Annotated in this window: 25 protein-coding genes; 18 read left to right on the top strand and 7 right to left on the bottom strand. The window is 69.3% G+C overall.

Annotation, left to right across the window (positions count from 1 at the left end):
* The first annotated feature begins 62 nt into the window (after positions 1 to 62).
* On the top strand, positions 63 to 1,364 hold the full coding sequence (locus ABIC53_RS07510; protein ID WP_354450923.1) for a heparan-alpha-glucosaminide N-acetyltransferase domain-containing protein: 1,302 nt from the start codon (positions 63 to 65) through the stop codon (positions 1,362 to 1,364).
* Between the two features lie 53 nt (positions 1,365 to 1,417).
* On the opposite strand, the gene ABIC53_RS07505 is transcribed toward ABIC53_RS07510, so the two are convergent.
* Entirely contained in the window at positions 1,418 to 1,621 is a 204-nt protein-coding gene (locus ABIC53_RS07505; RefSeq protein ID WP_023951622.1) for a cold-shock protein, read from the bottom strand.
* A 310-nt stretch (positions 1,622 to 1,931) separates the two neighbouring features.
* Positions 1,932 to 2,378: a class Ib ribonucleoside-diphosphate reductase assembly flavoprotein NrdI gene (gene nrdI, locus ABIC53_RS07500; protein WP_274177612.1), complete on the bottom strand. Its 447-nt coding sequence runs from the start codon at positions 2,376 to 2,378 to the stop codon at positions 1,932 to 1,934.
* Positions 2,379 to 2,570: 192 nt separating this feature from the next.
* Here nrdI and adhE point away from each other — a divergent pair, with 192 nt between their 5' ends.
* From adhE to ABIC53_RS07470, 6 genes are all read left to right on the top strand, one after another.
* A complete protein-coding gene (adhE, locus tag ABIC53_RS07495; protein ID WP_354450920.1) occupies positions 2,571 to 5,315 on the top strand; it encodes a bifunctional acetaldehyde-CoA/alcohol dehydrogenase in 2,745 nt (914 codons plus the stop codon).
* 61 nt (positions 5,316 to 5,376) lie between these two features.
* The gene (locus tag ABIC53_RS07490) at positions 5,377 to 6,369 is read left to right on the top strand and encodes an aldo/keto reductase (RefSeq protein ID WP_354450918.1); all 993 of its coding nucleotides are present in this window, start codon (positions 5,377 to 5,379) and stop codon (positions 6,367 to 6,369) included.
* 49 nt (positions 6,370 to 6,418) lie between these two features.
* On the top strand, positions 6,419 to 7,327 hold the full coding sequence (locus tag ABIC53_RS07485) for a L,D-transpeptidase (protein ID WP_354450916.1): 909 nt from the start codon (positions 6,419 to 6,421) through the stop codon (positions 7,325 to 7,327).
* A gap of 63 nt (positions 7,328 to 7,390) precedes the next feature.
* Positions 7,391 to 7,681, top strand: a complete 291-nt coding sequence (locus tag ABIC53_RS07480) for a DUF1905 domain-containing protein (RefSeq protein WP_337994948.1) — start codon at positions 7,391 to 7,393, stop codon at positions 7,679 to 7,681.
* The gene (locus tag ABIC53_RS07475) at positions 7,678 to 8,157 is read left to right on the top strand and encodes a prepilin peptidase (protein WP_354450914.1); all 480 of its coding nucleotides are present in this window, start codon (positions 7,678 to 7,680) and stop codon (positions 8,155 to 8,157) included. Before ABIC53_RS07480 ends, ABIC53_RS07475 begins: the two co-directional genes overlap by 4 nt.
* 51 nt (positions 8,158 to 8,208) lie before the next feature.
* Positions 8,209 to 9,222 (top strand): YihY/virulence factor BrkB family protein, encoded by a 1,014-nt coding sequence (locus ABIC53_RS07470; RefSeq protein ID WP_354450912.1) that lies wholly within the window; start codon positions 8,209 to 8,211, stop codon positions 9,220 to 9,222.
* A gap of 1 nt (position 9,223) precedes the next feature.
* Here ABIC53_RS07470 and ABIC53_RS07465 read toward each other — a convergent pair whose 3' ends face one another.
* A complete protein-coding gene (locus tag ABIC53_RS07465) occupies positions 9,224 to 9,955 on the bottom strand; it encodes a glutamine amidotransferase (RefSeq protein ID WP_274177619.1) in 732 nt (243 codons plus the stop codon).
* 96 nt (positions 9,956 to 10,051) lie between these two features.
* Here ABIC53_RS07465 and ABIC53_RS07460 point away from each other — a divergent pair, with 96 nt between their 5' ends.
* Positions 10,052 to 10,297 (top strand): response regulator, encoded by a 246-nt coding sequence (locus ABIC53_RS07460; RefSeq protein WP_112613902.1) that lies wholly within the window; start codon positions 10,052 to 10,054, stop codon positions 10,295 to 10,297.
* The gene (locus ABIC53_RS07455; protein WP_354450910.1) at positions 10,287 to 10,919 is read left to right on the top strand and encodes a CYTH domain-containing protein; all 633 of its coding nucleotides are present in this window, start codon (positions 10,287 to 10,289) and stop codon (positions 10,917 to 10,919) included. The genes ABIC53_RS07460 and ABIC53_RS07455 overlap by 11 nt, the downstream gene beginning before the upstream one ends.
* A gap of 82 nt (positions 10,920 to 11,001) precedes the next feature.
* Here the strand turns inward: ABIC53_RS07455 and lpdA are convergent, their stop codons facing one another.
* Positions 11,002 to 12,402 carry a dihydrolipoyl dehydrogenase gene (gene lpdA / locus ABIC53_RS07450; RefSeq protein WP_354450908.1) on the bottom strand — a complete coding sequence of 467 codons (1,401 nt, stop codon included), beginning with the start codon at positions 12,400 to 12,402 and terminating at the stop codon, positions 11,002 to 11,004.
* 9 nt (positions 12,403 to 12,411) lie between these two features.
* On the bottom strand, positions 12,412 to 12,966 hold the full coding sequence (locus tag ABIC53_RS07445; RefSeq protein WP_354450906.1) for a copper resistance CopC family protein: 555 nt from the start codon (positions 12,964 to 12,966) through the stop codon (positions 12,412 to 12,414).
* Positions 12,967 to 13,073: 107 nt separating this feature from the next.
* On the opposite strand from ABIC53_RS07445, the gene ABIC53_RS07440 reads away from it, so the two are divergent.
* The 3 genes from ABIC53_RS07440 to ABIC53_RS07430 all read left to right on the top strand — a co-directional run bounded on the left by ABIC53_RS07440 (position 13,074) and on the right by ABIC53_RS07430 (position 14,891).
* Positions 13,074 to 13,568, top strand: a complete 495-nt coding sequence (locus ABIC53_RS07440) for an FHA domain-containing protein (protein ID WP_112613910.1) — start codon at positions 13,074 to 13,076, stop codon at positions 13,566 to 13,568.
* Positions 13,565 to 14,245 (top strand): transcriptional regulator FtsR, encoded by a 681-nt coding sequence (gene ftsR / locus ABIC53_RS07435; RefSeq protein ID WP_274177622.1) that lies wholly within the window; start codon positions 13,565 to 13,567, stop codon positions 14,243 to 14,245. The genes ABIC53_RS07440 and ftsR overlap by 4 nt, the downstream gene beginning before the upstream one ends.
* 100 nt (positions 14,246 to 14,345) lie before the next feature.
* The gene (locus tag ABIC53_RS07430; protein ID WP_023951592.1) at positions 14,346 to 14,891 is read left to right on the top strand and encodes a MerR family transcriptional regulator; all 546 of its coding nucleotides are present in this window, start codon (positions 14,346 to 14,348) and stop codon (positions 14,889 to 14,891) included.
* Positions 14,892 to 14,964: 73 nt separating this feature from the next.
* Here the strand turns inward: ABIC53_RS07430 and ABIC53_RS07425 are convergent, their stop codons facing one another.
* Positions 14,965 to 15,786, bottom strand: coding sequence for a ParA family protein (locus ABIC53_RS07425; protein ID WP_112613912.1), 822 nt, complete (start codon positions 15,784 to 15,786; stop codon positions 14,965 to 14,967).
* A gap of 90 nt (positions 15,787 to 15,876) precedes the next feature.
* Here ABIC53_RS07425 and ABIC53_RS07420 point away from each other — a divergent pair, with 90 nt between their 5' ends.
* The 3 genes from ABIC53_RS07420 to def are packed head-to-tail and all read left to right on the top strand — an operon-like array spanning position 15,877 to position 21,630.
* The gene (locus tag ABIC53_RS07420) at positions 15,877 to 19,284 is read left to right on the top strand and encodes a pyruvate carboxylase (protein ID WP_274177623.1); all 3,408 of its coding nucleotides are present in this window, start codon (positions 15,877 to 15,879) and stop codon (positions 19,282 to 19,284) included.
* Between the two features lie 50 nt (positions 19,285 to 19,334).
* Positions 19,335 to 21,137, top strand: a complete 1,803-nt coding sequence (locus tag ABIC53_RS07415) for a MinD/ParA family ATP-binding protein (RefSeq protein ID WP_282502367.1) — start codon at positions 19,335 to 19,337, stop codon at positions 21,135 to 21,137.
* 1 nt (position 21,138) lies between these two features.
* Entirely contained in the window at positions 21,139 to 21,630 is a 492-nt protein-coding gene (def, locus tag ABIC53_RS07410) for a peptide deformylase (protein ID WP_112613918.1), read from the top strand.
* Between the two features lie 65 nt (positions 21,631 to 21,695).
* Here def and ABIC53_RS07405 read toward each other — a convergent pair whose 3' ends face one another.
* Positions 21,696 to 23,531 (bottom strand): AMP-dependent synthetase/ligase, encoded by a 1,836-nt coding sequence (locus tag ABIC53_RS07405; protein ID WP_354450902.1) that lies wholly within the window; start codon positions 23,529 to 23,531, stop codon positions 21,696 to 21,698.
* Between the two features lie 143 nt (positions 23,532 to 23,674).
* On the opposite strand from ABIC53_RS07405, the gene ABIC53_RS07400 reads away from it, so the two are divergent.
* The 3 genes from ABIC53_RS07400 to ABIC53_RS07390 are packed head-to-tail and all read left to right on the top strand — an operon-like array spanning position 23,675 to position 26,681.
* Positions 23,675 to 24,607 (top strand): ROK family protein, encoded by a 933-nt coding sequence (locus ABIC53_RS07400; RefSeq protein ID WP_274177626.1) that lies wholly within the window; start codon positions 23,675 to 23,677, stop codon positions 24,605 to 24,607.
* A 3-nt stretch (positions 24,608 to 24,610) separates the two neighbouring features.
* Positions 24,611 to 25,300 carry a lysophospholipid acyltransferase family protein gene (locus ABIC53_RS07395; protein WP_112613924.1) on the top strand — a complete coding sequence of 230 codons (690 nt, stop codon included), beginning with the start codon at positions 24,611 to 24,613 and terminating at the stop codon, positions 25,298 to 25,300.
* A gap of 46 nt (positions 25,301 to 25,346) precedes the next feature.
* Positions 25,347 to 26,681 carry a class II 3-deoxy-7-phosphoheptulonate synthase gene (locus ABIC53_RS07390; protein ID WP_112613926.1) on the top strand — a complete coding sequence of 445 codons (1,335 nt, stop codon included), beginning with the start codon at positions 25,347 to 25,349 and terminating at the stop codon, positions 26,679 to 26,681.
* The last annotated feature ends 154 nt before the right edge of the window (positions 26,682 to 26,835 follow it).

Here is a 26,835-nt window from a genome sequence, read left to right as displayed (position 1 = left end):
TGCGCGGCACGTGCCGCACGCGCCCGTGTCGTCGTCCGGCCCATCGCCGAGGAGAGCCTGTCGTGTCCCTGCCGTCCACTCCGACCGTTCGATCCGCTGAGCCCGTCCGCCGTTCCGTCGGCAACCGGTGGCGCTACTTCGGCCGCCCGCCCCGGCTCATGGGCATCGACGTCGCCCGGGGCCTCGCGATCTTCGGCATGATCGGCGCGCACGTCGGGATCTCGTGGATGGTCGCGGGGCCCGACGGGCCCGACCTCGCCGCGATCGTCCAGGGGCGGTCGTCCATCCTCTTCGCCGTCGTCGCGGGCATTTCCGTCGCGCTTGCGACCGGGCGTGAGCAGCTCCCCCGGGGAGAGGCGCTGCGGTCCGCGCGTCTGCGCATGGCCGGCCGCGCCCTCGTCGTTCTCGCCCTCGGCCTGGCGCTGGAGATGCTCGGGAGCGGGATCGCCGTCATTCTGCCCATCTACGGCATCCTCTTCCTGATCCTCATCCCGTTCCTGGGTCTCCGTCGCCGTACCCTCGCGCTCACCGCGGCCGCGATCGCCGTCGCGGGGCCGACCGTCGTCGCGCTCCTGCGTGCGATGACGCTCTCGGGCGCCGGCATCCCGCAGGGGATCGGCGGCACCGCGGTCGACTTCCTCATCAGCGGCTCGTATCCGCTGACCGTGTGGCTGCCCCTGGTTCTCGCCGGGATGGCGCTCGGGAGGCTGCGACTCGACCGGCGGCGGACCGCGGCGGTGCTGTTCGGGTCGGGAGTCGGGCTCGCCGCCTTCGGCTACGGCCTGGGCGACGCGTTCAACGGAACGGTCCGCGGGTGGCTCTCGGGGTGGGGGAGCGTCTCGTCGTCGGCATCCGCGCTGTCATCATCGGGAGCGTCCTCGCTGGTGGCATCGTCCTCGTCGATGGGTCCCGACGGGCGCGGCTATCTGGAACGGTTGAGCGAGGTCGATCTGGGAGCCGCGTTGTCTCAGGCGTGGGGCGTGGCGCCGCACTCGGGAGGGACGTGGGAGATCATCGGGTCCGGCGGCTTCGCGCTCGCCGTCGTCGGCGCCTGCCTGCTCCTCGCGCGTCCGCTCCGTGCGCTGCTCGTGCCTGTCGCGGCAGTCGGCTCCATGCCGCTGACGGCCTACACAGCCCACGTCGTCTCGTTCGCGGTCCTGATCTCCCCGCTCGGGCTCGCCCCCGATCTCTCGTCGTGGGATGGCGATCCTGCCGTCAGCGGATGCTTCTGGATCGGATGCGTGGTGGTCCTTCTCGCCGGATGCACGATGTGGGCGCTCAGCCGTGGCCGGGGACCACTCGAGTCCGTCACCGCGAACGTCGCGCGCCGCGTCGATCTGCCCGCGGGCAGCGGCGCCCGCTAGGCACGCGGAAGGGGCCGGCCCTTTCGGACCGGCCCCTTCACTGCGTCGAACGCTCAGAGAGCGCGGATGTTCGTCGCCTGCAGGCCCTTCTGGCCCTGCTCCACGTCGAACTCAACCTTCTGGTTCTCGAACAGGTTGCGGTGTCCAGTGCCGGCGATGGCGCTGAAGTGCGCGAACACGTCCGCGGTGCCGTCGTCCGGAGCGATGAAGCCGAACCCCTTCTCCGAGTTGAACCATTTGACGGTGCCAGTGGCCATGTCGTCATTTTCCTTCTGTGTTCTGGGACCACCGCTGTGATGATCCGGATACCGCTGCGGCGGGGCCGCCGCGGAGTGTGTGGGGGCGAGCAGACACTCGCCGGTGTGGGCGACCTGTCCAGATAGGTGCGGTCGCGGGGCCGAGAGCACGGCCCGGGTGCATGAGATCGACGGCGGAATGAAACGAAGTGCACGTCGGAGTGAACCGACGGAGAGGCGCGCCGTGACGCACCGACTCTCGAATGCTACGCGATTTCGGACGCTTGTGGGGCGACGCGTCGTGCAACGTCACCGAAAGACGCAATACGACTCATCGATCGTGCGCCTCGGGAGCGTTCCCGAAGCGCGCATCGAAAGCCGTCAAGATGCGAGCGCACTCCGCGACATCCTCCGGGGTGCCCGCCAGCTCGAACTCGAACACCACCGGACGTCCCGACACCCGAGCGAGCTCGCGTGCCGCCGCCTGGTAGTGGTCGCCGAAGTTGCGGTTGCCGGAGCCGATGATCCCGACGAGGCGCCGGCGGTTCGCGGGGGAGCGCAGGAAGGCGCGAACCGCCGCCGGCAGGGTCGCGTGAGCGTCGTTCCCCGCCTTGTACGAAGGCGTCAGCAGGATCCAGGGTCCCGGTGCCTCGCTCGAACGAATGGTCCGCTCGGAGAGGTCGCGCACGGGGCGGCCGTCGGTGGCGTGGAGGTTGCTCGCGAAGCGGCGGATGAGGTTCGAGGTCGAGGAGAAGAAGTACACCGGGAGTTGCGCCACGGGGTCAGTCTGCTCCGCGGTGTCCGTGACGGACTGGTGTCGGATCGGGAAAAGTCGCGGTTCTGATTTGTTCCGGCCCGCGTGGACGCTGTGGTCAGACCACATGGCGCACGCTGTGATCACGGGGTCGAGGTCCCTCCATCCCGGATTCGGACACAGACGCGGCGACCGTCCGCGCCGGGAAGGCTCACGATGTCCATCGCCGTCGACGCCCTCGTCACCCGGGCACAGCGTGCCCTCGACGAGTACGCGCACTTCACCCAGGAACAGATCGACCACATCGTCCGCAAGGCATCGGTCGCGGCGCTGCACCATCACGGTGAGCTGGCCGTCATGGCCGTCGAAGAGACCGGCCGCGGCCTGTTCGAAGACAAGGCCGTGAAGAACATGTTCGCGTGCGAGCACGTGACGCACTCGATCATCGACCAGAGAACCGTCGGCGTCATCGCGCACGACGAGCTGACGGGGATCACCGAGATCGCAGACCCCGTCGGGGTGATCTGTGCGTTGACCCCGGTCACCAACCCGACCTCGACCGCCATCTTCAAGTCGCTCATCGCGCTCAAGACCCGCAACCCGATCGTCTTCGGATTCCACCCGTCCGCACAGCGCTGCTCGTCCGAAGCTGCCCGCATCGTGCGCGAGGCCGCGGTGGCGGCCGGCGCGCCCGCCGACTGCATCCAGTGGATCGAAGAGCCGTCGATGGAGGCATCCGGCGAACTGATGAACCACCCGGGCGTCGCCCTCATCCTCGCCACCGGCGGCAACGCCATGGTCCGCGCCGCCTACTCGTGCGGCAAGCCCGCCCTCGGCGTCGGCGCCGGCAACGTGCCCGCTTTCATCGAACGCACCGCCGACGTCGGTCGCGCCGTCAACGACATCGTGCTGTCGAAGTCGTTCGACATGGGCATGGTCTGCGCGAGCGAGCAGGCGGTCATCCTCGACGAGCCCGTCGCCGAGGAGGCGCTGGACGAGTTCGCCCGCCTGCACGCCTACCGGGTGACGACGGGGGAGAAGGCGATGCTCGAGGCGTTCATCTTCGGGGTGACAGCCGACAGCGTGAACTGCGCCGACGCGAAGCTCAACGCGCGGGTCGTCGGCCAGTCGCCGGTGTGGATCGCCGAGCAGGCGGGCTTCACCGTGCCCGCCGACACCTCGATCCTCCTCGCCGAGGTCTCCGGCGTCGGCCCGCACGAGCCGCTCACGCGCGAGAAGCTCGCCCCGGTCCTCGCCGTTCTCCGTGCCTCGACTCCGGATGAGGGCATCGAGCTCTCGCGGCAGATGGTGGCGTTCGACGGGCTCGGTCACTCCGGCGCCATCCACTCCAACGATGCGGACGTGATCGCCCGCTTCGCGGAGGTCGTCAAGGCGGTCCGCATCATCGAGAATTCGCCGTCGGCCCTTGGCGGCATCGGCGACATCTACAACGCCTTTCTGCCTTCGCTGACCCTCGGCTGCGGCTCGTACGGTCACAACTCCGTCTCCAACAACGTCTCGGCGGTGAACCTCGTGAACGTCAAGCGCGTCGGACGACGCAACAACAACCTGCAGTGGTTCAAGATCCCGGCGAAGACGTACTTCGAGCCGCACGCGATCCGCTACCTCGCCGACATGCGGGGAGTCGAACGCGTCAGCATCATCACCGACGAGACCATGACCTCGCTCGGCTACGTCGACCGCATCACCGATGTCCTGAACCGTCGCGAGAACCGGGTCCAGGTGCAGCTGCTGAATCAGGTGCGCCCCGAGCCGAAGGTGTCGGAGGTCGTGGCCGGGGCGGAACAGCTGCGCCAGTTCCAGCCCGACACGATCATCGCGCTCGGCGGCGGATCGCCCATGGACGCCGCGAAGGTCATGTGGCTGCTGTACGAGAACCCCGAGATCGAGTTCTCCGACATGCGCGAGAAGTTCTTCGATGTCCGCAAGCGTGCGTTCACGTTCCCCGAGATGGGCAAGAAGGCCAAGCTCGTCTGCGTTCCCACCACGTCGGGGACGGGCTCGGAGATGACTCCCTTCGCCGTCATCACCGACGACGCCACCGGGATGAAGTACCCCCTGGCCGACTACGCGCTCACGCCGTCCGTCGCCATCATCGATCCCGAGCTGACGCGGGTGCTCCCGGGGTTCCTCGTGGCGGATGCCGGCTTCGACGCGCTGACGCACGCGACCGAGGCGTACGTGTCGGTGTACGCCAACGACTACACCGACGGGCTCTGCCTGCACGCGATCAAGCTCATCTTCGAGAACATCGAGCGCAGCACGAAGGCTCAGCCGGGCTCGACCGACAGCGCCGACCGCAAGGCTCGCGAGAAGATGCACAACGCGGCATCCATCGCGGGGATGGCTTTCGGCAACGCCTTCCTCGGGATCGTGCACGCGATGGCTCACGTCACCGGCGCGACGTACAAGCTCGTGCACGGGCGGACCAACGCGGTCTACCTGCCGCACGTGATCCGGTACAACGGCACGGTGCCGACGAAGCTCACGAGCTGGCCCAAGTACGAGCGGTACATCGCTCCCGAGCGCTTCCAGCAGATCGCGCAGCACCTCGGGCTTCCGGCTGCCACGCCGGAGGAAGGTGTCGAGAGCTACGCCCGCGCGGTGGAGGAGCTGCGCGACCGCGTCGGCATCGAGCGCTCGTTCCAGGCGCAGGGCGTCGACGAAGCCCGCTTCCTCGACAACCTGCACAGTCTCGCGATGGCTGCGTACGAGGATCAGTGCGCACCGGCGAACCCGCGGATGCCGATGATCGATGACATGAAGACGCTCATGGAGGCCGCGTACTACGGCACGTCGTTCGCCGCGGTGCGCACCACCCGCGCGGCGGCCGTCGCGGCTGCGGATGCCGCCCTCCCGGCTGCGCCGGTCAACGCGGAGACCTCGGACGCCCCCACGAAGAAGAACGGCGGGAAGGCGAAGGCGGCGCACGGCGCCTGACGACGATCCGCGGAGCGCAGGGCCGGACCGAGGTGTCCGGCCCTGCGCCTACGCTGTAGCCATGCAGCAGCGCAGCCTCGCTTCGACCTCCCGTTCCGTCTCGGCCATCGGCCTCGGCACCTGGCAGCTCGGCGCCGACTGGGGCGAGGTCGACGACGACCAGGCTCTGGCCGTCCTCGCGGCCTCCGCCGATGCCGGCGTCACGCTCTTCGACACCGCCGACGTCTACGGCGATGGCCGCAGTGAGACGACCATCGGCCGATTCCTCGCCGGCCGTCCGCGGCACGGCATCACCGTCGCGACCAAGATGGGGCGCCGCGAAGCGCAGGTTCCCGAGAACTACACGCGCGAGAACTTCCGCGCCTGGACCGACCGATCGCGGCGCAACCTGGGTGTCGACACGCTCGACCTCGTGCAGCTGCATTGCCCGCCGTCGGCGGTCATCGAGTCGGACGCGACCTACGACGCCCTCGACGAACTGGTCGCAGACGGAGCGATCGCGGCCTACGGCGTCTCGGTCGAGACCACGGCGCAGGCGCTCGCGGCGATCGCGCGGCCGAACGTCACGAACATCCAGATCATCCTCAATCCCTTCCGGTTGAAGCCGCTCGACGAGGTGCTTCCCGCGGCCCAGGCCGCCGACGTCGCGATCTTCGCGCGCGTCCCCCTGGCGTCGGGTCTGCTGAGCGGTCGCTACACCGAGCAGACCGAGTTCGCGGCCGACGATCACCGTTCGTACAACCGGCACGGCGAGGCCTTCGACCGCGGCGAGACGTTCTCGGGGGTGGACTTCGAGACCGGCCTGACGGCTGCGCGCCGGCTCGCGGCCGCTCTTCCCGCAGGCATCACCCTGCCGGCGGCGACGCTGGCGTGGATCGCCTCGCGCCCGGGCGTCACGAGCGTCATCCCCGGAGCCCGGACGACAGAGCAGGCGCGCGCCAACGCGGCCGCGGCGGATCTGCTCGACGATGGCACCGATGTGACGGCGTTCGCCGATGCGGTCGTCGACGTCTACGACGAGCTCCTGCGAGCAGACATCCACCCGCACTGGTGACCCGCGGCCCGCTCTTGCGTCATCGCCGTGTGCGACCGAGCATGGGCGTATGACTCGGCGACCGCATCCCGCAGCCCTCGTGGCCGTCGTCGCGGTCGGAGTCCTGGCCGTCTCGGGGTACTGGGCGCTTGCCCCGCTTCGCGACCTCGCGGCCGCCACAGCTGAGCCGCCGGCCGCTGCCGCCCTCAGTGACGCTCCGTCATCCACGCCCGTGGCGCAGGCGACGGATGCTGGGCCGGCACCCTACGCCCGCAACGACATCGCTTACGACATCACCGCTCTCCCGTTGATCGACGTGCGCTCGGTCAACCCGGCGGTGCCCGTCGACGACGATCCGATGGGACCGGTGACCTCATCGCTCGCGCGACCGCTGGGTGCGGGCGCGCCCGTGTTCGCCGACCCCACCGGGCAACCGGTCGGGCACCTTCCTCGCGACCACCACTACGGCGGCACGACCGTGCCCGTCGTCGAGGCCCAGGCCGACTGGGTCAAGGTGCTCCTGCCGGGTCGGCAGGGGGTGCCGCCCGAGGGCAACGGCGGGCAGACCGTCGGGTGGCTGCGCGTCGCCGACGTGGAGCTGACCACGACCCCGCAGTACGTCGAGGTGCACCTCGCGGGGAACACGATCGACATCGTCAGCGCCGCCGGACGCGAACGCGTGTCGGACCAGTTCGCGTGGGGAAAGCCGTCGACACCGACACCGACCGGACGGACCTTCGTCATGTGGACGACGGTCGTGCCGGAGTTCCGGTACACCCAGGGGCATCCCATGGTCTACCTCGGGGTCCAATCGCCCGTGATGGCGGGCTTCGACGGGGGAGACGTCGCTGTGACGGCCTTCCACTACTACCGGGCGCGCGAGGGCGATACATCCTTCGGCTGCATCTACCTCGACGGGCCCGCGGTCGACCGGCTGGCTCAGCTGCCGGCCGGGACGCCGGTCCTGATTCAGCCCTAGCCGAGCACCTGTGGAGACCCCCGGCGCTCGGGTCGAGGTACGGCCTACGCTGATCGCGTGAGAATGGAGTTCGATGCGGAGGTCTTCCGTTGGGAGGCTCGTACCCAGGATTGGTACTTCGCGGCCGTCCCGGCAGAGCCCAGCGCCGACATCCGAGAGATCCCGCGGATGCCGCGGGGGTTCGGGTCCGTGCGGGTGCGGGCGACGATCGGTGGTTCGACGTGGCAGACCTCGATCTTTCCAGATGCAGGGCGCGGCGGTTATGTCCTCCCGTTGAAGCAAGCGATCCGCCGCGCCGAATCGATCGGATCCGACGGCGTCGTCCGGGTGATGCTCGAGGTCCTCGACGCGTGACGGCGGTCTCGATGGCGACGCTCGTGGTCGTGGCTGCCTGTGCCGTGCTGAGTGTCGCGCTGGCGGCGGTCGACATCGCGACGCACCGGCTTCCGAACCGCCTCGTCTTCGGACTCGCCGGGACAGCCGCGGGCCTCGCCACGCTCGCGGCGATCGAGCACGCTTCGATGCGTCCGCTCGGTGGGGCGGCTGTCGGTGGCGCGGCGTTGTTCGTCCTGTACTACCTCCTGCATCGCGCCGGCGGTGGGATGGGCGGGGGAGACGTGAAGCTCGCGGCGGCGATCGGGCTTCTCACCGGGCCGCACGGCTGGCAAGCGCCGCTCGTCGCAACGGCGCTCGGTTTCGTATCCGGGGGTCTCGTCGCCGTCGTCATGATCGCCGTGCGCCGCGGCGACCGACGCACGCGGATCCCGTTCGGTCCTTTCATGCTCGCCGGCGCATGGGTCGCCGTCGGAGGTTCCTGGGTCGCGGGCTGATGCCTGTCAAGTGCGCGAGGGAGGAGGTGGACGTCGCGCTATCGTGGCCGCATGGCCGAGTCCACGTTCATCTCCCGCTCGATCGCGTGGGCCTTGCAGCGCAAGCCGGTACGCGCATTCCTGCTCTACAGCGAACATCGCGGACCGGTGCTCGCCGACAGCGTCACGTATCGCACCCTGTTCAGCGTGTTCGCCGGCGTGCTGTTGGGGTTCTCCGTCGCGGCGCTCTGGCTCGCCGGCGATCCGGTTGCGTGGCAGGCGCTCATCGACGCGGTGAACCGTGTCATCCCGGGACTCGTCGGAACGAACGGCCTCATCAAGCTCGACGACATCACCGCCCCCGCGGGACTCACGATCGCGGGAGTCATCGCCACCGTCGGTCTGCTCGGCGCGGCGATCGGTGCGATCGGATCGCTCCGTACCGCGATGCGCGCGATCGCGGACCAGCTCACCGACGACGTGCTGTTCGTCTGGGTGCTGCTGCGCAACCTCGCACTCGCGATCGGTATCGGCGGGGCCCTCGTGGCCGCTGCGGGAGTGACCTTCCTCGGGACGGCCGGGGTGGGACTGCTCGCCGACCTCCTCGGTTTCTCCGACGACAACCCGCTCGTGCAGTTCGGCGGCTGGGCCGTGTCGCTGGTGGTGGTGTTCGCCCTCGACGCCGTCGCTGTGGCCGTGCTCTTCCGGGTTCTGTCCGGGGTGCAGGTGCGCAAGCGTGCGCTCTGGAGCGGCGCACTCCTCGGTGCCGCAGGGCTGACGGTGCTGCAGCAGCTGTCCGGGCTGTTCGTCGGTGGCGCGACCTCGAACCCGTTGCTGGCGTCGTTCGCCTCGCTCATCGCGCTGCTGCTGTGGCTCAACCTGTCATCGCAGGTCATCCTCATCGCCACGGCGTACATCATCACGGGCGTGCGCGAAGAGGAAGACCGCGTTCGGGCTCGGTTCGGCGCCGCGACATTCCTGCAGCGGCGCGTGCAGCGTGCCGAGGATGCCGTCTCCGCCGCCGCCCGGGAACTCGACAAGGCCCGCGAGCTCGAGGCCGAGGAACGCGCGAAAGCGAACGCCTGACCTACCGCGCGTAGCGCTCTACGAACGCACGCAGGATCGACCCCGTGTGGGTGACCGGGCTGCGACGCACGGCGCTCAGGGTGAGGTCGAGCTCGTGGGGTGCGAAGTAGCCGTAGCCGGCGTAGGCGTGGATACGGGTGGTGATGCCCTCGAGGTCGAGCTCGGGGTGGAACTGCGTCGCGTAGACGTTCTCGCCGACCCGGAACATCTGTACCGGGCATCCGGCTGATGAAGCCAGCAGCACGGCGCGCGGCGGGAGCTCTGAGATCGCTTCCTTGTGCCCGACGAAGGCCGAGAACGTCTGCGGCATCCCGGCCAGGAGCGGGTCGCGCCTGCCGGCATCCATCAACTCGACGTCGACGACGCTGATGGGCTCGCCGAATCGGCGGTCGATCGTGGCGCCGAGGAAGGCGCCCACCGTACCGATGCCGTAGCAGGCCCCGAGGAACGGGGCGTCTTGCGTGACGACCCGCGCCAGAAGATCAGAGAACTCGGCCTCGACCCGGCGCTGCACGGCAGACTTCTGCTCCCACGGATCGGATGCGTTGAACGGGCCGCCGCCCACGAAGATGCCCGACACGTCGTCGAGGTCGATGTCGGGCATCGGCCCGGCCTCGAGCCGCACGCGCCGGAGGGAAGCAGGCTCGAGGCCCGTATGGCGGAGGAAGAGCTCGTACTCCTCGTCTGCGGGTACGTCCTCAGCGCGGGTGGCGAGCAGCACGAACGGCTTCACGCCGAGGGGAGCTTTCGTAGTCGCCGAGCACGCATGGCGCAAGCGTATCGGCCGGTCCGGGCGGCGCGGGTATCGTCGGACCCAGGAGGTCAGAACATGGCTATTGCACGACTGCACGGTGGTCCCCTCGATGGGCAGACCCTTCCGCTGGACGACGACGCGTCAGACCGGCTCATCCTTCCCTACAGCGAGACCCAGGTGGTCTACGAGCGCGCCGGCGAGCCGGAGCACACCGGCGAGGGTGACGGGCCGACGTCGTCCGAGTTCCACTTCGTCGAGGCGGAGGGCGACATCGACCCCTCGACCGACGAGCGCGACGACCGCGTCACCAGTGACGACTGAGCCGCGCAGCTCGCTCGAGATCGAGCGCAAGTACGACGTCGAGGCCGGCACGGCGGTGCCCGACTGGTCGACTCTTCCCGGAGTCGCGTCCGTCGGTGAGCCCGAGCCCCGCGGACTCGACGCGCGTTACCTCGACACCGCCGACGGGCGACTCGCCGAGGCGCTGACCGCGCTGCGGCGACGTACAGGCGGTCCCGACGCGGGCTGGCACGTCAAGCGTTCGACGCCGGAAGGCAAGCTCGAGACGCACTGGCCCCTCGACGACGCGGATGAGTCGGCCCTGGTCGAGGTGCCCGAGGCGATCATCGCGGAGCTCGCCGAGGTGGCGCAGCCGCCGTTCGAGGTCATCGCCCGCATCCGGAACTCGCGCACCGCCTTCGCTCTGCTCGATGCCGAGGGCGGCATGGTCGCGGAGTTCGTCGACGACCGGGTCACGGCGACCGACGAGCGCTCGGGGCGCACGAGTTCGTGGCGGGAGTGGGAGCTCGAGCTGGGCCCTGCGGCCCCGAGCACTGCGGCGGGTGTCGCCGAGCTCTTCGCGGCGGCTGATGAGCTCGTGGCATCCGTCGGGGGAGCGCCGGCGGCATCCGAATCCAAGCTCGGACGCGCCCTCGGGCGCTGAGTATCCGCAGCTCGCTCAGACGAAAAGACGAACGCACCGCCGGCCGTAGCCGCGCGGTGCGTTCGTCTTGGAGACGCGAGCGTCAGAGGTTGATCATGTGGCCCGCGAGACCGTGGAAGGCCTCCTGCAGGCCCTCCGACAGCGTCGGGTGCGTGTGGACGTTGCGCGCGGCCTCGAGCGCGGTCAGGTCCCACTTCTGAGCAAGGGTCAACTCGGGCAGCAGCTCCGACACGTCGGGGCCGATCAGGTGTCCGCCCAGGAGCTCCAGGTGCTCAGCGTCGGCGATCAGCTTGACGAAGCCGACGGGCTCGCCCAGGCCGTTCGCCTTGCCGTTCGCCGAGAAGGGGAACTTGGCGACCTTGACGTCGTGACCGGCGTCGCGCGCCTGCTGCTCGGTCAGACCGAACGATGCGACCTGCGGCGAGCAGAACGTCGCACGCGGCATGTTGCGGTAATCGCCGAGAGTCTGCGTCTCGGCTCCGCCGATCGTCTCGGCCGCGACGACGCCCTGCGCCTCGGCGACGTGTGCGAGCTGCAGCTTGGCGGTGACGTCACCGATCGCGTAGATGCCCTCGATATTCGTCCGCATGTGGTCGTCGATGTCGATCGCGCCGCGCTCCGTGAGCTTCACGCCGGTGTTCTCCAGACCGAAGCCCTCGACGCGGGGCGCGAAGCCGATCGACATGAGGACCTTGTCGGCCTCGATCTGCCCCTTCGCGCCGTCGGCGTTGGCCGAGTACGAGACGGTGACCTTGTCGCCGGAGTCGACGATCTGCTCGACCTTGGTCGAGGTGAGGATGTCTATGCCGTACTTCTTGTACTGCTTCTGGATCTCCTTCGAGACCTCGACGTCCTCGTTGGGGAGGGCGCGGTCGAGGAACTCGATGATCGTGACCTTGACGCCGTAGTTCGACATCACGAAGGCGAACTCCATGCCGATCGCGCCGGCGCCGACGATGACGATCGAGTTCGGCAGGTCGCGAGTGAGGATCTGCTCCTCGTAGGTCACGACGTTGTCGCTGAGCTGAACGCCGGGGAGCAGGCGCACCGTCGAGCCGGTGGCGATGATGACGTTGTCGAACGTGACGGTCTCCTGCGAGCCATCGGTCTTGGTCACCTGGATCGACTTGGCGTCGAGGAACGAACCGCGACCCTCGTACTCGGTGACCTTGTTCTTCTTCATCAGGAAGTGGATGCCCTTGACGTGCGTCTCGGCCACCTTGCGGCTGCGGTCGAACGCGGTGCCGAAGTCGAAGTTCACATCTCCGCTGATGCCGAAGAGATCGGCCTTGTGCTTGAAGGTGTGGGCGAGGTCGGCGTTCTTCAGCAGCGCCTTGGAAGGGATGCAGCCGACGTTGAGGCAGACGCCTCCCCAGTACTTCTCTTCGATGATCGCGACGGACTGTCCGAGCTGCGCAGCGCGGACAGCTGCGACATACCCGCCGGGGCCCGCGCCGAGGATGACGACGTTGTAGTGAGGCATGCCCCCAGCCTAGTCCTCGGTGCGTCGCCGAGACGCCGCGACGAGGGCGATGACGAGCGCGATCACGCCGGCGACGACGACGATCGACACGACGATCCAGAACACGGCGGGAAGACCTTCCTCCGTGGTGGTCTCGGCTTCTCCGTCGACGGAGGATGTGGGCGCGGCCGCGGGGTCGCCGGCGGTGAACGAGAACTCGCCCGAGACCGGGTGGCCGTCGCTCGAGACCACACGCCACCGCACGGTGATCGGGCCCTGGCTGTCGCCGCTGAGTGCCTGGGTCGCCGTGGTCCCATCGAGGGTCGGCGCGCCCTCGGCGAGCTCGGTTCCGGCTGCGTCGGTCACCGAGATCGCGTTGACCCCGTCCTCGTCGATCAGGACGCCACTGAAAGTTAGGGTCAGCTCGTCGGGCAGCGCGGTCACCGTCGAATCGGCGGCCGGATCCGAAGCGAGCAGCTCGTCGTGTGCGAGGGCCGGGGACGCTGGTGCGGCGACGGCGAGACCGAGTGCGAGGCCGAGGGCGGCGAGGAGGCGCGTGCGGAGAGCGGGGGTGCGTTGAGACATCGCCCCGAGCCTAATCCGCGAGGCATATGAAGGTCGTGAGAGCCCTCGGGAATCGCGTTCGCGACTCGTCGTCGATCCGTTAGGCTGGCCCGGAAGAGGAGGACACTGTGGACGAAAAGGATCGAGACGTCGACGACATCCGACGCGGCCCCGACCGCGCGCCGCACAGCGGGTCCTCGGACACGACGCAGACGTTCGGGCACGACCTGGACCTGTCATTCGTGCCGTTCGGGGCTGACCTCACCGCTGTCGAGCGCGATGCCATCCAGGCTCTGCCGGAGCGGGCAGCCCTGCTTCTGGTGCGTTCGGGCCCGACGGCGGGAGCCCGGTATCTGCTCGACACCGACGTGACGACCGTCGGTCGCCACCCCGAGGCCGACATCTTCTTCGACGACGTCACGGTCTCGCGCCGGCACGCAGAGATCACTCGCACCGGCTCGGCATTCGAGATCGTCGACCAGCGCTCCCTGAACGGCACGTACGTGAACGGCGAGCGCGTCGACCGAGCTGTGCTCTCGGACGGCGCCGAACTGCGCGTCGGCAAGTTCCGCCTGAACTTCTTCGTCTCACCGCTCGATCGCGGACCGGCGACCGGCGCGTGAGCGCGGCCCCCGCCGCCCGCAGTCGGTCCACGACGGCGGGTCATCTGAGCATCGGTCAGGTGCTCGCCCGGCTCAGCCCGGAGTTTCCGGCTCTGAGCTCGAGCAAGCTCCGTTACCTCGAGGACCAGGGGATCGTCACACCGACGCGCACCGGGTCGGGATACCGGAAGTTCTCGCCCGCGGACGTGGAGCGCCTGCGCACGGCGTTGACGCTCCAGCGCGACCACTACATGCCCCTGGCACGCATCCGTGAGTACCTCGACACACCGGGGGTCGAGGGGCTTCCGCCTGCGCTGCCGGCGTCGATCGTCCAGCATCGGCGCTATCGGCGCGACGAGCTGATCGATCAGGCCGAGGCCACCGCGGCGCTGCTCGGCGACGCGGTGTCAGCGGGCCTGCTGCCCGCCGCCGACACCTACGACGAACGCGCGCTGGTGCTGCTGCGTACCCTCGTCGCCCTCGATCGTCACGGCATCGGTCCTCGCCACCTCCGCACGGTGCGCCAGGCGGCCGAGCGTGACGTCGCGCTCGTCGAGACGGCGCTCGCGCCGTTGCTCCGCCGAACCGACTCCTCGTCTCGTGGACGCGCCCACGAGCTCGCTCCCGAACTGGTGCGCCGGCTCGACGACGTCCGTTCGGCGTTCGTCCAGGCGGCTATCGACCGACTCGTCCGGTGAGCCGCACGCGACACGCCGCGGGCTCGGAACGGATGTCGTTGCCGCGGCGGCATCCCTCATCTAGCGTGGAAGAAACCCGACCGTCCGGCAGGAGGACCAGATGACCGCGCATGATTCGCTCGGCGAGATGCGGTTCACGACCGACCTGCTCTTCACCGACGGTCTCCCCGAGATGGATGACGAAGCCGGGTACCGGGGAGCGCAGGCCGCTCGCGCCGCCGGGATCACCTACCGTCAGCTCGACTACTGGGCTCGCACCGAACTCGTCGTCCCGACCGTTCGCGGCGCCAGTGGCTCCGGGTCGCAGCGGCTCTACGGCTTCCGCGACATCCTCGTCCTCAAGCTCGTGAAGCGACTGCTCGACACCGGCATCTCGCTGCAGCAGATCCGCGTCGCCGTGGATCAGCTCCGCGCCGCCGGCATTCGTGATCTCGCCGGGACGACCCTGATGAGCGACGGCGCTTCGGTCTACCTCTGCACGTCGAACGACGAGGTCATCGACCTCGTCAGCCGCGGTCAGGGCGTGTTCGGCATCGCGGTCGGGAAGGTCCTCCGCGAGGTCGAGTCGACGCTCGTGGAGTTCGACCCCCAGGCGCCGGACCCCGTCGACGAGCTCGCCGCGCGACGCTCGGCGCGCAGCGCCTGAGTCGCTCCCGATACACAGAACCCCGGCGCACCTGCGGTGCGGCCGGGGTTTCGTTCGTGTGGGGACGAGCCGATCAGCTCGGGGTGGCCGTGGGAGTCTCGCCCGCGACCGGGATGCGGCCGGTGCGCAGCACGCGGTCGAGCAGCGCGTCGAAGTCGGACGCGAGCTCCTGCGCGGAGTCTCCGGGCCAGATGTGGAGCGGCTTCGCGGCGCCCTGCGCCTGCTGGAGCGACGTGCGCTCGGGAAGCTGGGGCGAGAGCACCAGCGGACCGAACATGTCGCGGAGTTCCTTGATGCGGAACTGGTGTTCGATCGACTGCGGACGCACGCGGTTGACCACGATCCCGAGGGGCTGCAAGCGAGGCGAAAGGCCGCGTCGGATCTCCTCGATGGCGCGGAGGGCGCGATCGGCGGCAGCGACGGAGAACAGGCCGGGCTCGGTCACGACGATCACGCGGTCGCTCGCCGCCCACGCCGTGCGGGTCAGGGCATTGAGTGAGGGAGCGCAGTCGATGAGCACGAGGTCGTAGTCGGCTTCGATGGTCGCGAGAGCCTCTTCGAGCTTCCAGACGTCGCGCACGCTCGGGTGCGGTCCGTCGAAGTTGATGGCGGACGGGCTGCCGATCAGAACGTCGATGGTGCCGGGATGCACCTTCGCCCAGCCGCTCGAGGTGATGGCCTGACGGACCACCTTCTCCTTCGGATTGGCGAGGACATCGGCGACGTTGAGACGGCCAGCGACCTGGATGTCCATCCCCGTCGACACGTCGGACTGCGGATCGAGGTCGACAACCAACGTCCGGACACCGCGGGCGAACGCGGCGGATGCGAGCCCCAGGGTGACCGTCGTCTTGCCGACCCCGCCCTTGAGCGAGCTGACGGAAAGTACGTGCACGAGGCTCTACGTTACCTTCCCCTAGGCTGTGAGGGTATTCGAGCCCCCGCGCGGCGCCGTTGCCGCGCGACTCACTCCAGCGAGGTGAGCATGTTCCGGAAGATCCTTGTCGCGAATCGTGGTGAGATCGCCATCCGCGCTTTCCGTGCGGCGTTCGAGCTGGGGGCCCGGACCGTGGCGGTCTATCCCCATGAGGACAGATACTCGCTCCACCGGCTGAAAGCCGACGAGGCCTATGAGATCGGCGTCAAGGGGCACCCGGTGCGTGCGTACCTCGACGTCGACGAGATCATCCGCGTCGCGCGTGAGAGCGGGGCAGACGCCATCTATCCGGGCTACGGCTTCCTGTCGGAGAACCCGGAACTCGCCGCGCGCGCCGCCGAGGCGGGCATCGCGTTCATCGGTCCCTCCGCACGCGTGCTCGAGATGGCGGGGAACAAGGTCACGGCCAAGAGTCACGCGGTCGCCGCAGGCGTGCCGGTGTTGCGATCGACCGACGCCTCTGACGACATCGACGCTCTCGTGGCCCAGGCAGGCGACATCGGCTTCCCCGTCTTCGTCAAAGCCGTCGCCGGCGGTGGGGGACGCGGGATGCGGCGCGTCGCCAGCCCCGACGAGCTCGCGCCGGCCCTCTCCGAGGCCATGCGCGAGGCCCGGAGTGCCTTCGGCGACGCGCGCGTCTTCCTGGAACAGGCCGTGCAGCGACCCCGCCATGTCGAGGTTCAGGTGCTCGCCGATGCCACGGGGGAGACGGTTCACCTCTTCGAGCGGGACTGCTCGGTGCAGCGGCGCCATCAGAAGGTCATCGAGATCGCGCCGGCTCCCAATCTCGACGACGAGACGCGGGCCGACCTGCACCGGCACGCGATCGCCTTCGCGACCTCCATCGGCTACGTGAACGCCGGCACCGTCGAGTTCCTGCTCGAGACCGCCGGCCCCCGGGCAGGCGAGATCGTCTTCATCGAGATGAACCCCCGCATCCAGGTCGAGCACACGGTGACCGAGGAGGTCACCGACGTCGACCTGGTCCAGTCCCAGATGCGGATCGCGGCGGGGGAGAGCCTCGCGCAGCTCGGCCTCACCCAGGACCGCATCCAGCTGCGCGGCGCGGCTCTGCAGTGCCGCATCACGACCGAGGACCCGGCTCAGGGGTTCCGCCCCGATACGGGGAAGATCACCACCTACCGGTCGCCCGGCGGGGCCGGCATCCGTCTCGACGGCGGCACGACCGCCGCCGGATCTCAGGTGAGCCCGCACTTCGACTCGATGCTCGCCAAGCTCACCTGCCGGGGCCGCGACTTCGGCGCCGCGGTCGTTCGCTCGCGCCGCGCCCTCGCCGAGTTCCGCATCCGCGGCGTCTCGACCAACATCCCGTTCCTGCAGCAGGTTCTCGACGACCCGTCTTTCGCTCGCGGTGACCTCAGCACGTCGTTCATCGACGAGCGCCCCGAGCTGCTCGAGGGACGCGCGTCCAAGGACCGCGGATCGAAGATCCTGGGTTGGCTCGCCGACACCACCGTCAACCGCCCGCACGGTTCTGCTCCGACGAGCGTCGACCCCCGGAGCAAGCTTCCGCGGATCGACCTCGCTGCGTCGCCACCGGCGGGCTCGCGTCAGCGCCTCCTCGAACTCGGGCCAGTGGGGTTCGCCGAAGCCCTGCGCCGCCAGACCTCGCTCGCCGTGACGGAGACGACCTTCCGCGACGCGCACCAGTCGCTTCTCGCGACCCGCGTGCGGACAAAGGACCTCGTTGCGGTCGCCCCCGCTGTTGCGCGGCTCACTCCTCAGCTTCTCTCCGTCGAGGCGTGGGGCGGAGCGACCTACGACGTGGCGCTCCGCTTCCTCGGCGAAGACCCCTGGGAACGGCTCGACAAGCTCCGTGACGCGCTTCCCAACGTGGCGCTGCAGATGCTGCTGCGCGGCCGCAACACCGTCGGGTACACCCCCTACCCGACAGCCGTCACGCAAGCCTTCGTCCGGGAAGCGGCGGATGCGGGTGTCGACATCTTCCGGATCTTCGACGCACTGAACGACGTCACGCAGATGCGGCCCGCCATCGACGCCGTCCTCGAGACCGGAACGACGATCGCCGAAGTCGCGCTCTGCTACACGGGAGATCTGCTCGACCCGAGCGAGGACCTCTACACCCTCGACTACTACCTCCGTCTCGCCGAGGAGATCGTCGAAGCGGGAGCGCACGTCCTCGCCATCAAGGACATGGCCGGGTTGCTGCGGCCGGCCGCAGCGTCGCGCCTGGTCTCGGCGCTGCGCGAACGGTTCGATCTCCCCGTCCACGTCCACACGCACGACACCGCCGGCGGGCAGCTGGCGACCCTTCTGGCCGCGAGCGCAGCGGGGGCGGATGCCGTCGACGCGGCGTCCGCGCCCATGGCGGGCACGACCAGCCAGCCGTCGCTCTCCGCTCTCGTGGCCGCCCTCGCGCACACTGACCGCGACACGGGGCTCGACCTCGATGCGGTGTCGGACCTCGAGCCCTACTGGGAAGCCGTGCGGCACATGTACCGGCCGTTCGAGTCCGGTCTGCCCGGCCCCACCGGCCGGGTCTACCGCCACGAGATCCCCGGCGGCCAGCTCTCCAACCTGCGGCAGCAGGCCATCGCCCTCGGGCTCGCCGACGATTTCGAGCTCATCGAGGACATGTACGCCGCGGCGAACCGGATCCTCGGCCGGGTTCCGAAGGTCACGCCGTCGTCGAAGGTCGTGGGCGACCTCGCCCTGCATCTGGCAGCCGTCAAAGCCGATCCCGAAGCCTTCGCCGCCGACCCGGGTGCGTACGACATCCCGGAATCGGTCGTCGGCTTCATGGCGGGCGAGCTCGGCGACCTGCCGGGCGGATGGCCCGAACCGTTCCGGTCGAAGGTGCTCGCCGGGCGCACCGTGCGACCCGCTGTCACCGACCTGTCGGCAGCGCAGGCGGCGGACCTCGACGCGGATTCCGCAACACGACGGCGCACGCTGAACGCGCTGCTCTTCCCCGCGCCGACCCAGGAGTTCGACCGGGTACGCGAGACGTACGGTGACCTCAGCGTGCTCGACACCGCGGACTATCTGTACGGGCTCGTTCCCGGCGCCGAGCACGTCGTCGAGATCGAGAAGGGCGTCCAGCTCTACGTCGGGCTCGAGGCCATCGGCGAGGCCGATGACAAGGGCATGCGCACGGTCATGGCGACCCTGAACGGGCAGCTGCGGCCGGTCTTCGTCCGCGACCGCGGGATCAGCGTCGAGGCCCGCCAAGCAGAGAAGGCCGATACCGCGATTCCCGGTCAGGTCGCGGCTCCGTTCTCGGGCGTCGTCACGCTCAAGGTGGCCGTCGGCGATGCCGTCGAGGCCGGGGCGCCCGTCGCGTCGATCGAGGCGATGAAGATGGAAGCGGGCATCACGGCGCCCGTGGCGGGCGTCGTCGAGCGGCTCGTCGTCGATCCGACCGCAGCGGTCGAAGCCGGTGACCTTTTGGTCGTCGTCCGGCCCGGCGGGTAGCCTAAGGGGTCGGGCGCGAGCTCGAGACCTGGGAGTGGACGCAGCAAAACATGCCTGAGCGCAACGAGAATCAGCCCGAAGAGACCGATCCCGCGGTCCTCGCCGACAGCGAGAGCATTCACACGACGGCGATCGGGATCATCGGCGGCACCGCGCAGGTCGACGTCGCGCTTCCCGTCGCGGAAGACGACCTCGATGACGACGACGTCATCGACGGCGAGGTCGGCGACGAGCAGCTGACGACCGGCGACATCCCCCTCGGGGCGGGACCGGGCGAGCCGTACGACGATGCCGACGCGTCAGAGGATGACACATCGCGTGCTTCCGACGACGAGGCGGGCGTCGGCGAGCACGCGACTCCAGACCACGACGACGACCTCGCGGCGCCGGATCGGTCGAGCGACGGCGAGCCGGACGACGAGGTGACGGAGGCCGAAGCAGCCGACCTCGTCGTCGACGACGACGACATCGACGTCGCGACCGATGAGGACGTCGCGACCGACGACGACGTCGCGACCGATGACGACGCAGCCGAGCCGGCCGACGAGGTCGTCACCGCCACGATCGACGACGAGGACGCGGAGACCGACGGTCAGGACGACTCGGAACCGATGACCGCGGGTGCAGCCGGCGAGGCTCTGGACGTGCGTGATGAGTCCGGCGACGCGACGGACGCCGCCGTCGAGCACGACGCCCCGAGGCCCGACGTCGGAGAAACGCTCGAGGGCGGTGCCGTCGTCGCGACGGTCGTGCCGACCTCCACCCCGATCACCGGGACCGTGCCGACGACGCGCCGGCAAGCGCACCAGGCCGCCGAGCAGGTGCGTCACGCCAGCGAGCGCGTGTCCGTGGCACGTACGACCGAGCCCGTCCTCCAATCGCGACGTATCGGCGACCTCGAGCCCGGGCGCGAGTCCGCCGACCTCCTCACGGCCGAACGTCTGCTCGACCCCTCGCAGGTCGTGCGAGCCGAGCCGGAAGGCCGTTGGCAGCGGCTGCTGTACAGCGTCTCCGGCCATCGCATCAACCTCGGCGACGGAAAGCGCGCGCGGGCGCGGAAGGAGCTCGACCGACGCATCGCCGCGCCGCTGGTCGGTGGCGCGAAGTTCGTCCCCGTGCTCTCGCGCAAGGGCGGCGTCGGCAAGACGACGGTGACGACCCTCCTCGGCATGGCTCTCGCAGATGCCCGCGATGACCGCGTGATCGCCATCGACGCCAATCCCGACCGTGGCACGCTGGCCGATCGCATCGGCCGAACGAGCGGGAAGACCGTGCGCGATCTGGCGCGTGCACGCGGTGAGGTAGTCGGCTTCAACGACCTCTCCGCCATCGTCGCGCGCGACGAAACCCGGCTCGACGTGCTGGCCTCCGACGCCGATCCGCACGTATCCGAAGCGTTCAGCGATCACGATTACGAGGATGTGGCCGCGATCGCGGCGCACTATTACTCCATCGTCCTCACCGACACGGGCACCGGGATCGTGCATTCCGTGATGGGCGCGACTCTCGGACTGTCCGACCAGATCGTCGTCGTCGCCGGTCTCTCGGTCGACGAGGCCCGGCTGGCCTCCGAGACGTTGACGTGGCTCGAATCCAACGGTTTCGCCGACGCCGTGAAGAACGCCGTCGTGGTGCTCAACACATCCCGTCCGGGAACGCCGATGGTTCGCGCGGAAGAGTTGGAGACGCACTTCGCCACGCGCGTGCGCTCCGTCCTGCGCGTTCCGTACGACCCGCACCTGGCGGCGGGGAGCGCGGTCTCGTTCCGCGACCTCGAGCCGGCGACCCGCGAAGCGGCGCGCAAACTCGCGGCGAGCGTGGTCGAAGGTCTGCGTCTGGGAGGGGCGGCCTGACATGACGGTTCGCGCGATCCGCTTCTTCGGCGACCCGGTCCTGAAGTCGCCGGCAGCTCCGATCGAGACGATCGACGACGGTGTGCGCTCGCTCGTCCAGGACCTCCTCGACACCGTCGAGCTGCCCGGTCGTGCGGGCGTCGCCGCTCCGCAGATCGGCGTGGGCCTGCGCGCGTTCAGCTACAACGTGGACGGCGTCATCGGCTACATCCTCAATCCGCGTCTCGTCGAGGTCTCCGGTGAACCGTCTCTGATCGGCGAGGGATGCCTCTCGGTACCCAACCTGTGGCATGACACGCTCCGGCACCCGTACGCGCGCGCCGTGGGCATCGATCTCGATGGCGAAGAGATCGTCCTCGAGGGCGAGGGGCTGATGGCGCAGGCCCTGCAGCACGAGTGCGATCATCTCGATGGCATCCTGTACCTCGACCGGCTCTCGCCCGCCGAGCGTCGGATCGCCATGCGCGAGGTGCGCGAGTCGTCCTGGTTCTGATCCGTCACGCAGAAGCGGGGCCCGGCCGGTGATCACCAGCCGGGCCCCGCTTCTGCGTCATCCGATCATCCGAGCGGGACGTTGCTCGTCTTCACCGGCTCGTCGTAGATGTCGGAGATGGCGTCCGAGAAGTCGGTGAGGATGACGTTGCGCTTGATGCTCATCTTGGGCGTCAGGTGGCCGCTCGCCTCGGTCCACTCCGTGTCGAGGATCGTGAACTTGCGGATCGACTCTGCGCGCGAGACGTTGCGGTTCGCCTCGTCGATCGCGCGCTGGACCTCGGCGCGGACCTCGGCGTTCTTCGCCGCGTCGGCGAGGGACATGTCTCCGGAGAGGCCGTTATTCGTCAGCCAGGTCGGCAGCATCTCCGGGTCGAGCGTGACGAGCGCGGAGATGAAGGGCTTCTGATCGCCCACGACGACGACCTGGCCCACGATCGGATTGGCGCGGATGGGATCTTCCAGCACGGCGGGGGCGACGTTCTTGCCGCCGGCGGTGACGATGATCTCCTTCTTGCGTCCGGTGATCGTGAGGAAGCCCTCGTCGTCGAACGATCCGATGTCGCCGGTCTTGAACCAGCCGTCGTTGAACGCCGCCTCGGTGGCCTCGGGGTTGCGCCAGTACTCCGCGAACACGTTGATGCCGCGCACCTCGACTTCGCCGTCCTCACCGAGGCGGACTCCGACGCCGGGCAGGACCGGCCCGACCGTGCCGATCTTGGACTTCGTCGCGAGGTTGACCGTCGCGGGAGCCGTCGTCTCGGTGAGTCCGTAGCCCTCGAGGATCGTGACGCCGAGGCTGTGGAAGAAGTGGCCGAGGCGCGGGCCCAGGGGAGCGGATCCCGAGACGGCGTAGGTGACGCGGCCGCCCATGGCGGCCCGGAGCTTGCCGTAGACCAGCTTGTCGAAGACACGGAACTTGAGCTTGGTCAGCAGCGGGATGCTCTTGCCCTCCTGCTTCAGCCGCGAGTGATCGATCGCGACCTGCGCGGCGGCGCGGAAGATCTTGCCCTTGCCGCCGGCTTCGGCCTTCTGCTCCGCCGAGTTGTAGACCTTCTCGAACACGCGCGGGACCGCGAGCAGGAAGGTCGGCTGGAACGTGCCGAGAGCAGGCAGCAGCTGCTTGGTGTCGGGCTGATGCCCGGTCTTGACCCCGGCATGGACATTGAGGATCGAGATGAAGCGAGCGAAGACGTGGGCCGTGGTGATGAACAGCAGCGTCGATGCGCCGCCGGGGTGGTTGACGACCTCTTTGAGCGCTTCGCCGGAGTTTCGGGCGAGCTCGACGAAGTTGCTGTGGGTCAGCACACAGCCCTTCGGGCGCCCGGTCGATCCCGAGGTGTAGATGAGCGTCGCAATGTCCGAGCCGACGGCGAGGTTCCGTCGCCGCTCGATCTCCTCGTCGGACACGCCGCCCCCGCTCGAGCGCAGCTTGTCGAGATGTCCCGAAGCCATGACCCACACCTCGCGGACGAGGGGCACGGTCGACCGGATCGCGTCGATGCGACCCGCGTGGTCGGCCGACTCCGCGATCGCGAACGTCGCGCCCGAGTCGCCGAGGATCCAGGCGATCTGCGACGCCGAGCTCGTCTCGTAGACGGGGACCATCACGGCGCCGGCGAAGAAGATCGCGAAATCGACGAGCGTCCAGTCGTACGTGGTGCGGGCGATGAACGCCACCTTGTCGCCGGGCTCGACACCGGCGGCGACGAGACCCTTCGCCAGCGCGATGACCTCGCGTTGGAACTCGGCCGCGGAGATGTCTCGCCAACCACCGTCGTGCGGCACGGCGAAGAGCGCTCGCGACGGGGTCGCGGCGACCCGGTCGACGAGGAGATCGGTGATGTTCGCGTCAGGGTCGGCTGGAACGACAGCGGGGACTTCGAACTGGACGGCGCTCATGGGCGGCAACTCCTTCGGTACCGGAAGCGTCTGGCAGGGTACAGACACTCTATCGGCCGCCCGGCCGCCGAGCCCGCGCGCGAACGCGGTGCCCCATTAGACTTTGCGGGTCGCCGCCGGACGGCCGACGGAAAGGACCACGCGTGCTCAACATCGGCATCGACATCGGCGGAACCAAGATCGCCGGAGGTGTCGTCTCCGCCGACGGGACGATCGTCGACCGCATCCGCGTCGACACCCCCGCCGACACCGACGCGCTGGCCGACGCCGTCGCCGACATGGTGCGGCACTTCCGCGCATCGCACGAGGTCACCGCTGTCGGCGTCGCTGCTGCGGGGTTCCTCGATCGCACCCGGTCGATCATGCGCCACGCCCCGAACATCGACTGGGTGGAGCACCCGCTGCGAGCCGAGCTCGAGGCGCGCGTCGGCGTCGCCGTCGTGCTCGAGAACGATGCCAACGCCGCGGGGTGGGCCGAGTACCGCTTCGGCGCCGGCCGCGGCAGCTCCAACATGGTGATGCTGACCCTCGGCACCGGCGTCGGGGGAGCGGTCATCATCGACGGGCAGCTCCTCATCGGCGGTCGAGGAGCGGCGGGCGAGCTCGGCCACGTGCGGTTCGAGCGCGGCGGGCGCCCGTGCGGGTGCGGCCTGAAGGGATGCCTCGAGCAGTACGCCTCGGGACGCGCGCTGCAGCGCGAGGCGGTGGCCATCGCTGACGACCCCGAGCTCGGTGCCGGGCTCGCGCAGGTGCGCGACGAGCACGGTTCGATCCCGGGCGACGCGATCTCGCGCCTGATCCTCGCCGACGATCCCGGAGCGCTCGAGGCGCTCCACCGGGTCGCGACGGCGCTCGGTGAGACCGCGGGCGGGTTCCAGGCGACGCTCGACCCCGAGATCTTCGTCATCGGCGGCGGCGTCGCCCAGCTCGGCGAGACGCTCCTCGCGCCGGTCCGGGCGGCCTACCGTGACGCGCTCCCGGGCGGCGAGAACGCGGCCCCCGCCGACTTCGCGATCGCGACGCTCGGCAACGACGCGGGCCTGATCGGCGTCGCCGATCTGGCCGGGGGGCGGTGACCGGTGTTCTACTGGCTGATGAAGTACATCTTCATCGGACCCGTCGTGAAGGCGATCTTCCGGCCCTGGATCGTGGGGCGCCGTAACGTCCCGGCATCCGGTGCGGCGATCTTCGCCAGTAACCACCTCTCCGTGAGCGACTCGATCTTCCTGCCGCTCATGATCGACCGGCCCATGTCGTTCCTCGCCAAGAGCGACTACTTCACCGGAACGGGCCTCAAGGGCTGGGCCACTCGGGTGTTCATGAAGGCGACGGGTCAGATCGCCATCGACCGGACGGGCGGCAAGGCGTCCGAAGCCTCGCTCAACACGGGACTCCAGGTGCTGGGCCGCGGCGATCTGCTCGGGATCTACCCCGAGGGCACGCGGAGCCCCGATGGCAAGCTCTACCGCGGACGCACGGGATTGGCGCGCATGGCGCTCGAGGCCCGCGTGCCCGTGATCCCCGTCGTCATGGTCGACACCGACGCGGTCATGCCCATCGGGCGCAGCATCCCCCGGGTCGGACGGGTGGGAATGGTCATCGGCGAGCCGCTGGACTTCTCTCGTTTCCAGGGGATGGAGAGCGACCGGTACGTGCTGCGCTCGGTGACCGACGAGATCATGGTCGCGCTGCAGCGGCTGGGCGAGCAGGAGTACGAAGACGTGTACGCATCGTCGGTCAAGGAGCGCGCAGCGCAGCAGCAGGCCTGATCGTCACACGGCCGGCGGGGTGTCGGCCGAGCACTAGACTTGGCGCGTGCCTACGCTGGATTCACTCGACTCGTGGCGCGATCTTCCCATCAAGCAGCAGCCGGCGTGGAACGACCCCGACGCCGTGGCTGCGGTGTCGGCCGAGATCGCGACGCTCCCGCCCCTCGTCTTCGCCGGTGAGGTGGACATCCTCCGCGAGCGCCTCGCGCGCGCGGCATCCGGAGAAGCCTTCCTCCTGCAGGGCGGTGACTGCGCCGAGACGTTCGCCGGCGCGACCGCGGAGAAGATCCGCAACCGCATCAAGACGGTGCTGCAGATGGCGGTCGTGCTGACCTATGGCGCCTCGATGCCCGTCGTCAAGATGGGTCGCATGGCCGGGCAGTTCGCCAAGCCCCGCTCGAGCGACACCGAGACGCGCGGCGACGTCACGCTGCCGGCGTACCGCGGCGACATCGTCAACGGCTACGACTTCACCGCCGCCTCGCGTCAGCCCGACCCCGCCCGGCTGCTCAAGGGCTACCACACGGCCGCGTCGACGCTGAACCTCATCCGCGCGTTCACGCAGGGTGGGTTCGCCGACCTGCGCGAGGTTCACTCGTGGAACAAGGGCTTCGCGTCGAACCCGGCGAATGCCCGTTACGAGGGCCTCGCGGGAGAGATCGACCGGGCCATCAAGTTCATGGAGGCGGCCGGGGCCAACTTCGACGAGCTGCGCGGCGTCGAGTTCTACACGGGCCACGAGGGCCTGCTGATGGACTACGAGCGCCCGATGACGCGCATCGATTCGCGGACGAACACGCCGTACAACACGTCGTCGCACTTCCTCTGGATCGGCGAGCGCACGCGCGAGCTCGACGGCGCCCACGTCGACTACTTCTCGAAGATCCGCAACCCCATCGGGGTGAAGCTCGGCCCCACGACGTCGACCGACACCGCGCTGGCGCTGATCGACAAGCTCGACCCCGAGCGCGAGCCGGGTCGCCTCACCTTCATCACTCGTATGGGGGCGGGCAAGATCCGCGATGCGCTGCCGCCGCTGCTCGAGGCCGTGAAGGACTCGGGCGCGACGCCGCTGTGGGTCACCGACCCGATGCACGGCAACGGCATCACGACGCCCACCGGCTACAAGACGCGTCGCTTCGACGACGTCGTCGACGAGGTGCGCGGCTTCTTCGAGGCGCACCGCGCGGTGGGCACCTTCCCGGGCGGCATCCACGTCGAGCTCACGGGTGACGACGTCACGGAGTGCCTCGGCGGCTCCGAGATGATCGACGAGGCGACGCTCGCCACGCGGTACGAGAGCCTGTGCGACCCGCGTTTGAACCACATGCAGAGCCTCGAACTGGCCTTCCTGGTCGCCGAGGAGCTCGAGAAGCGCTGAGCTCCGGGCTCCGCGGCCGCGCGAGAGCGCACATCCGCACGGTTGTGGGGTCTCCCCACCGTGCAGATGTGCGCTCTCGCCGTTCCCGGCTGTGGAGAGCGCTGGGTCGGCGAGGCCTGCTCCCGCCCGCGAGTCGCTGTTGCGCGTCGCGCAC

This window comes from Microbacterium sp. 1262, assembly GCF_040544895.1.
Taxonomy (GTDB): domain Bacteria; phylum Actinomycetota; class Actinomycetes; order Actinomycetales; family Microbacteriaceae; genus Microbacterium; species Microbacterium plantarum.
This window is presented reverse-complemented; position numbering and strand designations above follow the sequence as displayed.

What these genes read in the sequence shown, in the direction of transcription:
- ABIC53_RS07460 (WP_112613902.1), top strand. Translation starts at nt 10,052, where the DNA reads ATGGCTATTGCACGACTGCACGGTGGTCCCCTCGATGGGCAGACCCTT.
- adhE (WP_354450920.1), top strand. Translation starts at nt 2,571, where the DNA reads ATGTCCATCGCCGTCGACGCCCTCGTCACCCGGGCACAGCGTGCCCTC.
- ABIC53_RS07415 (WP_282502367.1), top strand. Translation starts at nt 19,335, where the DNA reads ATGCCTGAGCGCAACGAGAATCAGCCCGAAGAGACCGATCCCGCGGTC.
- ABIC53_RS07420 (WP_274177623.1), top strand. Translation starts at nt 15,877, where the DNA reads ATGTTCCGGAAGATCCTTGTCGCGAATCGTGGTGAGATCGCCATCCGC.
- ABIC53_RS07430 (WP_023951592.1), top strand. Translation starts at nt 14,346, where the DNA reads ATGACCGCGCATGATTCGCTCGGCGAGATGCGGTTCACGACCGACCTG.
- ABIC53_RS07490 (WP_354450918.1), top strand. Translation starts at nt 5,377, where the DNA reads ATGCAGCAGCGCAGCCTCGCTTCGACCTCCCGTTCCGTCTCGGCCATC.
- def (WP_112613918.1), top strand. Translation starts at nt 21,139, where the DNA reads ATGACGGTTCGCGCGATCCGCTTCTTCGGCGACCCGGTCCTGAAGTCG.
- ABIC53_RS07445 (WP_354450906.1), bottom strand. Translation starts at nt 12,966, where the DNA reads ATGTCTCAACGCACCCCCGCTCTCCGCACGCGCCTCCTCGCCGCCCTC.
- lpdA (WP_354450908.1), bottom strand. Translation starts at nt 12,402, where the DNA reads ATGCCTCACTACAACGTCGTCATCCTCGGCGCGGGCCCCGGCGGGTAT.
- ABIC53_RS07485 (WP_354450916.1), top strand. Translation starts at nt 6,419, where the DNA reads ATGACTCGGCGACCGCATCCCGCAGCCCTCGTGGCCGTCGTCGCGGTC.
- ABIC53_RS07505 (WP_023951622.1), bottom strand. Translation starts at nt 1,621, where the DNA reads ATGGCCACTGGCACCGTCAAATGGTTCAACTCGGAGAAGGGGTTCGGC.
- ABIC53_RS07405 (WP_354450902.1), bottom strand. Translation starts at nt 23,531, where the DNA reads ATGAGCGCCGTCCAGTTCGAAGTCCCCGCTGTCGTTCCAGCCGACCCT.
- ABIC53_RS07480 (WP_337994948.1), top strand. Translation starts at nt 7,391, where the DNA reads ATGGAGTTCGATGCGGAGGTCTTCCGTTGGGAGGCTCGTACCCAGGAT.
- ABIC53_RS07470 (WP_354450912.1), top strand. Translation starts at nt 8,209, where the DNA reads ATGGCCGAGTCCACGTTCATCTCCCGCTCGATCGCGTGGGCCTTGCAG.